This is a genomic window from uncultured Veillonella sp. (genome assembly GCF_905209685.1).
Taxonomy (GTDB): Bacteria; Bacillota; Negativicutes; order Veillonellales; family Veillonellaceae; genus Veillonella.
The window spans coordinates 1-7908 of sequence record NZ_CAJLUB010000090.1 but is presented as its reverse complement, the minus strand read 5'-3'; the positions used below and the strand labels follow the sequence as shown (position 1 = coordinate 7908).

Sequence of the window (7908 nt, the reverse complement as noted above, 5' to 3'; positions counted from 1 at the left end):
GTTCCTGCGGAGAATGGAATGGTTGGCTATAGGGTGCGGGATGTTTTTACCGCCAATCCCGAAAATATATTTTTTGAAATAAATGCCACTATCGGTGCTCATGAGCAGAACTGCGGTTATTGGCTTATCGGCAAGCAAAACGGACAATGGCTGACCTACGTGACCTTGGAGGATTTAGCTAAAAATGGCTATGCCATTGACCAGTGGCGGCAAATCGTAACCAAGATTAACACGGACGGAAGCGGACGTTTTATCCTGCTTAGCCAATATGAATATATGCCTCCGGAAGCTACCTTTGGCATGCAGAGAAAATATTGCACGGATTTGCAGCTGGAGCTTTTGTGGGATGATGCTATGCAAGGATTTGTTATGCGCAGATTGTAATAAGCATATGGAATAAGTAAAACAGGCAGCGGATTTGCTGCCTGTTTTGCGTGCAGAAATCTATGCTTTATTTAGAAATATTTTGCGAGTAGGGTTTCTGTCAAAGGATGCAGAAAGTGCATTAGGTTCTGTAGCGTAATTTACACAATAGTAAAGATTTGACGCTTACGATAGATCTAGAGGTTCGTTAGATATTTAAGAATTTCTTGAAGTCTGGTAAATAATGGCGTGAAACAGGAATTTCTTTATAGTCACAGTTTTCTAAAGTGAGTATAAAGGTATCATTGAACCAAGGAATTATCTCTCTGATTTTACCAATGTTAACTATATATGATTTATGGGTACGAAGAAAGCCGTGCTCCTTAAGTTTTTGCTCTAAATCTTTTAAAGGGGTATTGATTTCAAATTCACCATTATTAGTAGAAACAATAATTTTTTGTTCTTGTGCTCGTATAAGACTTATCTCAGTTTCCGGGTTTAGCAGAATCATTTTATCGTTATGCCAAATAGGAAGTTTAAAACTATCCTTATGTTTAATATTATCAGTTTGCTTTTTGAAATTTCTATATCGCATTATTGCAATAAGGATGCGCTCCTGAGTATATGGTTTTAAAACATAATCAAAGGCCTGCAAATCAAAAGCTTGGACAGCGAACTGACCATAACCAGTAGAGAAAACAATTTGTGGTGGGTTAGGGATGGTGGTGCGTATAATACGCGCAATATCTAAGCCGTTAATTTGAGGCATTTCGATATCGAGAAAAACAATATCTACAGTACTGTTTTGAAGATAATCAAGGAGTTCTTGACCTATAGCACATTGAGCTACAATTTCAATATCACTGATATTGCTTAGAATAGTAGCTAGCTCTTGGCGAGTTGGGTATTCATCATCTACAATTATAGTTCTAATCATTGTTTTCGCTCACCTCTTGAAAAGGAATTTTCATAATAACTATGGTACCATTATTCATGCTACTATAGATTTTAAGTTTGTTTTTTGGACCATAAAGAGTAATTAAGCGTTGGTTTACATTAGTAAGTCCTATTGAATTCTTAGGCTTCGTGTTGTCAAAAATATGTTTTAATCTATCTGATGTCATACCTAGCCCGTCATCAATTACGGCAATACGGAAAGAATTTTTTTGCTTGTCAATTCGAATAATAATTCGTCCACCCTCAAGTTTTTGATACAGTCCATGACGGATAGCGTTTTCAACAATAGGTTGTAGTATGAGAGCTGGGACTAGGAATGATTCTTCGATGTTTATGTCATAATCTACTTTTAATCTGTCACCAAAGCGTGCCTGTTCTAAATGAATATAAGCATTGATATGCTGAAGTTCGTTTAGAATAGAAATCATGGTATTTCCATCTGTCAAATTGTTCCTATAATAGCTAGCGAGATCATTGATAAGAGATTTAGCAGTTTGAGGTTGTTGAGAACAGTAGAAACTGATAGTACTCAAAGCATTGAAAAGAAAATGGGGATTAATTTGAGATTGTAGAGCTTTAATTTCTGCCTTATCGTATAGACCAGCCTTTTCTTTAATGCTATGAACAGTGATTTGGTTGGTAATCATAGTACCAAGGCCATGAGCTAATGTGGTTTCAAAAGGAGTAGTTTCGGAGTCTAGAATATGGCCGACACAGAAGTAACCGACATGGTGTTTATCATTATAAATAGGAACATTAATATAGGAGCGAATAACATCTAGATTCTTCGCATCTTGCTTGAAAGAAGTTTTGAAAAGATTTTGAAAGTCATCTACTAAAAAAGAGACGAAGGGGGCTTCGGTGCGGTAGGAGGAAAAGCCTAATATCTCATCTAACGATGTAATAGCTACAAAATCAAATGTTTCTGCTTCCTGAAGAATAATATCAGCAGTTTCTGAAGCACTGGTAGTATTTAAGCCGTCTTGTAAAATAGAGATAGAATTATTAGTGATTTTTAACGCTGTTTTGGCACTGATTCCTTCTATTTTTTCTTGTTGATTATAAAAATCTTCTAATATACCCATAAATGCGCCAGCACCTATAGAATAACTAAAGAGAGTAGGAAATAAGATATCTTCAACAGTATAACTGTTAGGCAACGTAGTAGTGTTTAATGATATATTAATGACAAGGTAGAAAAAAGTGAACATTAAACCTAATATAGAGGCATCAGCATAAATGGCATGTTGCTTCTGAAGCCAGGTAGCAAAAAAGCCTGCAATAAGACCGATTAAAATTACCAATATATAGTGATATGAAAACGGAGCATAAGGTACAAGAAAAAAAGCAAGGATAGAGCTGATAAGACCTGTAGCTGTACCTACGATTGGCCCGCCGATAAGTCCTGAGACCATAACAAAGGCAAGCTGATTATTAATGCAGCGAGTAACTAGTTGAGCTCCGAAAAAAGCATCTACAAGGGAAAATGCTACAAAGATTGCAATGAATTTTAGTTTACTTAGATTGTTTTTTACAAGGGTGTTGATTGTGTTCCTGATTACTGATGTACGGCAAAGGAGAGAAAATAGGATAGTAGCAAAGAATAGCCTTGCACATAGATTAATTATAACATTATACCAAAGCATAGAAAACTCCTTAAATGTAGTTAGATAAACAACAATCTATATTATTATTCTAACACAAAAATCTCTCATTAATAATAAAAAAAACAAGATACGGGAAAATATCTCTAACATGCATGTGAGAGAATTATAATGTAACTTTCTGGGATAAGATTATAAAAAAATAGAGATTTAAATGCATATTTGGCAAAAAGACTATGATGATAAAATTCTAATGTTGCTGCTAACAAGGGAATTCTATAAGTGATGATTTGTGTATCAATATTTAAAAATATAATGTTTATAAAATATACATTTGATTCACTCTAAACCTTTAACTTACAGCAACAATGAAAAAAATTCATTTTTATAAAATATGTTAGAGATATATTTGTTGTCTTGTTGAATGTCAGATAGAAAAAATATGTTACATGAATCCATGACTATCCTACAGTATCTTAGGCAGGATTTTCCGCAACTTACTTCTAAAATGAAATACAGTTATTTTTGTATGCTATAATACAAATAAGTAATATAACTGAATTTATCACAGGTTTTTACGAACAAAAAGGTCGAAAAACGATATATATTTACGAGTGTAAAGGAGGAGGATTTTTTATGAAAATTAAGGTTGCAGCTATCCAAATGAATTGTGAGTTGGCAAATGTTGATGCTAATCTCGCTAGAGCAGAAAAATTGCTGAAGGAAGCAGTAGATCAAGGTGCTAAATGGGTGGTATTTCCAGAACTTTTTAATACGGGCTACTGGATTCCAAAACAAGATGTGGAATTAGCTGAAGATATTCCTTCTGGTCGTACTACTAAATGGATGATTGAACAAGCTAAAAAATACCAAATTCTTGTTACTGGTTGCATTATAGCTACTACCAAAAACAAAGGTATTGTTACAGATACCGCTTTGACAGTAAATGAAAATGGTCTGATGGGTAAATATGACAAGGTTCATCTTTGGGATAATGAGGAGCTACGGTTCCAAAATGGATGCGAAGTTCCTGCTCCTGTAGAATATGGTGATTTGAAGATTGGGCACCAAATTTGTTATGAAATTGGCTTCCCAGAATTATCTCGTTTGATGGTACTTAAAGGTGTTAATGTTATTGCTTATCCGTCTGCTTTTGGTAGAGCACGTTATTATGTATGGGACATCCAATCTAAAGCTCGAGCATTAGAGAATGGTATTTATGTAGTCGCTGTTAACCGTGCAGGCGTCGATGATAATACAGTTTTCTTAGGTGGTCATTCTCGTATTATAGCTCCAAATGGCGAAGTTCTGTGTGAAGCTGATAGAGATAGCGATGCGGTACTTGTTGCGGAAATAGACGTTGATAAGTGTACTGAAGCTCGTAGGACGGTTCCATATCTGCGTGATTTAAACAAAGCTTTAGTTAAATCTGAGTGGGAAAAAGTATAATTTGATTATATTTAAGAGAGGAGGTCTGTAATTATGTCATTAAATACCTGGATGATATGCGGACTGGCACTATATGTTTTATTTGTAGTATACGTTGGTTTCTTAGGAGCAAAAAAAATCAAGGGTTTAAGTGATTTTGCTGTAGCCGGCGAATCTATGGGACCAATTCCTTTAGGACTTGCTTTTGCAGCATCCTTCTTCTCTGCAGCAACGTTTATGGGGTATGTTGGCTTCTGTTATGCTTGGGGAGCTACCGGCCTGTGGATTTTTCTTGCTATTTTTATGGCATCAACCTTGGGATTTATTCTGTTAGCTAAGGGCGTACGTAATACTAATATAGAGCTTAAATCTATATCAATGGCCGACTGGTTGGCAAAACGCTATGATAGCGATGTGTTACGTGGTTTGTGTTCCATAGTATTTATCATTCAAATTTTTTACATTGCCGGTCAATTTTCAGCAGGTGGCAGTTTGTTGTCTGGTATGATTCAAGGTCTTGACTATACTACTGCTATTATTGGCGTAACCGTTATTACTGTTTTGTATGTAACTGTTGGTGGCCTGTTTGCTGATATCTATACTAGTATCGGTCAAATGTGCCTCATGATTTTCGCAGGCGTATTCGTATTCATATCCGGTATAATGATGTTTAAAGGAGGGTTAACAGAAGTTTCTGATCTTTTGGCTGCTCAAAATCCTAACTTTGTAACAGTGCTTAATCCTGACTCTCTTCATATGTACAGCTATGCAGCAGTATTTGGTGTTATGTTTATTGAATTTGCTTTTGCCGGACAACCACAGTTGCTTAACAAAATTATGGCACTGAAGAATCCTAAGGATATGTCCAAGATGATTTGGACATGGATAGTAGCATCTTTCTGCTGCCTCTTAGTAATGTTTGGCGGGTTATATATGAGAGCTATTGATCCTAACCTGAAAGTAGCAGATATGGCTGTTATAGAATATGTAAAGTTGTTCCATCCGATTATTAGTACGATATTGTCAGTAGCGATTGTGGCAGCATTGATGTCTACTGCGTGCGGTCTGATTCTTGTTATTACTACTTGTATTAGTAATGATTTATTTTTGCAGACTCTTGTTAAGCATAGAATTATTCCTATGGAGCAAGATGAAGCTGAGAAATTAGCTTATCGCATGACAAAGGTTTTACCAGCGTTAATTGGAGCGTTTTCTCTTTATCTGGTATTTAATCCACCTCCATTTATGGGTGTTATGGTTTGGATTGGTATTTCGGGCGTATCCGCGGCTACTCTGGCACCTTTGATTTTTTCTCTGTTTATGCCTAAACTGGCAAATGCTAAGGCCGCTATTATTGGTGCTATCGTAGGTGAAGGTGTATATTTCTATCTGTATTTGATTGCCCATATTGAGCGTTCTGTAATGGCAGCTGGTGCTTGGGGTGTTATAGTTAGCTTTATTGTAATGTATGTTTTGGCAAGTATGTGGAAAGAAGATACTAAAAAAGCTCAAGCGATTCGTGATGCTAAATTAGCTAAGAAATAAGAGGAGGGTATCAAAATGTTGTGGCATAGTTCAATGTTAACTGTGTGGGCAGCCCTTTCTGTTCTCACTGTAGTAATTTCTTACATCCTATTGAAAAAATGGTACTAACCAAAGGATTCTTTATCGTATAGAGAAGAAATCTCAAAATAGAAAAGGCATTAATATATTTTTTCTGGTCAATCTAGTTTATGCTAGTATGGGTTAATGGCTGGGGCATATTGCTCCAGCCATTTTTGTTGTGCGCCCAGCATGGGCGATAACTAGGTGGTGAAAGTCCACTACGCGCTCGGTAGCAGGAAGCGTTAGCCGAAGGCAAGGGTGTCCATCGTGAGGTGGAATCTGAAGGAAGCCGGATGCTGTTGCGGAAAATCGACAGCGGGCAAAGTTCTGAGCCGACGAACAGAAACCTTATAAAAGGCTGAATTAGAGTGGATAAGTCTGCGACACAAGATGAAGTCCAATGCTACCCGAACTCTATACAGTAAATAAGGCGGCTACATGGAATGAAAGTTATCGTTCTTACCTGGGGAGGTCTCACAGACGTAAAGTAGGAAATCCGAAATACGGAGTAAAGCTTGCTGTGAGAAGTCAGCAGAGGTCATAGTACCGTTTTTTTACGGGAAGGACTGAACAAATACCAGTCTTGAGTAACTGGAGAAAGGAGTCCAACACAATGAAAGCAGAATACCGAAAGGACTGCCTGCAAAGGGATAGCGTGGAACGTGAAGGGTATGCAGGAGTGCCGAGTGTTGGAACTCGGGACAACAGAGAAAGAGACAATGCAACGCAGGATTTACTGCGAGAAATTCTTCGGGGCAGAAATTTACTCGAAGCAATGAAAAGAGTCAAAGGCAACAAGGGAGCCGCGGGAATCGACGGAATGACTGTCGATGAACTGGAACCTTGGTGCACTGAACATGGTCGAGAACTTGTATCTGACATATGGTTCGGAAGATATAAACCAAACCCAGTAAGACGCAAGGAAATTCCCAAAGCAGACGGAGAAGTGCGAAAGCTTGGCATACCAACTGTTATAGATAGAATGGTACAGCAGGCAATAGCACAGGTACTGCAACCAATGTATGAAGAAACTTTCTACAAAGGAAGCTACGGCTACCGAGTAGGAAGAAGTGCACAACAGGCAATGGAAAGCGTGAAAGAATATGCGGAAAAGGGCTACCGATACGTAGTAGAAGTAGATTTATCCAAGTATTTCGATACGCTGAACCATGACTTACTGCTTAACATACTTCGCAGGAGAATAAAAGATAAGAGGCTGATAGAACTAATCAAGAAATTTCTCAAAAGCGGAGTCATGGACAACGGAGTAATAGTAAAGACAGAAGAAGGCTCGCCACAAGGCGGACCATTGTCGCCACTACTGGCAAATATTTACCTGAATGAGTTTGACCAAGAAATGTCAAGACGAGGAGTAAATATAGTAAGGTATGCAGATGACATTATTGTCGAAGCAAAAAGCAAAAGAGCAGCGGAAAGATTACTGGAATCCAGCAGAAAATATCTTGAAGATAAGCTTAAACTAAAGTTGAACATGGAAAAGAGCAAAGCAGTAAGCGTATACTCACAAAAGTTCAAGTTCTTAGGATTTACGCTAGGTAAGAACCAAACGGGTGTAATGATAAGAGTACACAAACAACCCTTGAAGAAAGCCAAAGCAAAACTAAAAGAGCTGACAGCTAGAAGCCAAGGAAGAAATGTACGTGTAGTGATGAACAAGGTAAAAGTATATATAAGCGGTTGGCTGAACTATTACTGCATAGCAAGTATAAAACGCAAAATGCAGGAATGGAATGAATGGCTGCAAAGGAGATTTCGTCAATATATATGGAAACAATGGAAGAAATCTACAACTAGAGTTACAAACTTAAAGAAGTTAGGAATACCAGAGGAGTACGCATATATGTGGGGAAATACAAGACTAGGTTATTGGCGAGTAGCAGGAAGTGCAATACTTAACAGGTCAATAACAAAAGAAAAGCTCGTAAAAGCA

Annotated in this window: 6 protein-coding genes; 4 read left to right on the top strand and 2 right to left on the bottom strand. The window is 37.5% G+C overall.

Annotation, left to right across the window (positions count from 1 at the left end; translation table 11 throughout):
• A partial coding sequence (locus QZ055_RS06940; RefSeq protein ID WP_295825560.1) for a hypothetical protein occupies positions 1-384 on the top strand: 384 nt, incomplete at its 5' end.
• A 187-nt stretch (positions 385-571) separates the two neighbouring features.
• Here the strand turns inward: QZ055_RS06940 and QZ055_RS06935 are convergent.
• Entirely contained in the window at positions 572-1300 is a 729-nt protein-coding gene (locus QZ055_RS06935; protein ID WP_295825559.1) for a LytTR family DNA-binding domain-containing protein, read from the bottom strand.
• A complete protein-coding gene (locus QZ055_RS06930) occupies positions 1293-2966 on the bottom strand; it encodes a histidine kinase (RefSeq protein WP_295825557.1) in 1674 nt (557 codons plus the stop codon). The genes QZ055_RS06935 and QZ055_RS06930 overlap by 8 nt, the downstream gene beginning before the upstream one ends.
• A 594-nt stretch (positions 2967-3560) precedes the next feature.
• Between QZ055_RS06930 and QZ055_RS06925 the strand changes: the two genes are divergently transcribed.
• From QZ055_RS06925 to ltrA, 3 genes are all read left to right on the top strand, one after another.
• Entirely contained in the window at positions 3561-4373 is an 813-nt protein-coding gene (locus QZ055_RS06925) for a carbon-nitrogen hydrolase family protein (protein WP_295825556.1), read from the top strand.
• A 33-nt stretch (positions 4374-4406) separates the two neighbouring features.
• Positions 4407-5897, top strand: coding sequence for a sodium:solute symporter family transporter (locus QZ055_RS06920; protein WP_295825553.1), 1491 nt, complete (start codon positions 4407-4409; stop codon positions 5895-5897).
• Positions 5898-6570: 673 nt separating this feature from the next.
• On the top strand, positions 6571-7908 hold a 1338-nt coding region (gene ltrA, locus QZ055_RS06915; RefSeq protein WP_295825552.1), incomplete at its 3' end, for a group II intron reverse transcriptase/maturase.

Excerpts from the sequence above, each read along its gene's own strand:
- QZ055_RS06935 (WP_295825559.1), bottom strand. The coding sequence starts at position 1,300 with ATGATTAGAACTATAATTGTAGATGATGAATACCCAACTCGCCAAGAG.
- QZ055_RS06925 (WP_295825556.1), top strand. The coding sequence starts at position 3,561 with ATGAAAATTAAGGTTGCAGCTATCCAAATGAATTGTGAGTTGGCAAAT.
- QZ055_RS06930 (WP_295825557.1), bottom strand. The coding sequence starts at position 2,966 with ATGCTTTGGTATAATGTTATAATTAATCTATGTGCAAGGCTATTCTTT.
- QZ055_RS06920 (WP_295825553.1), top strand. The coding sequence starts at position 4,407 with ATGTCATTAAATACCTGGATGATATGCGGACTGGCACTATATGTTTTA.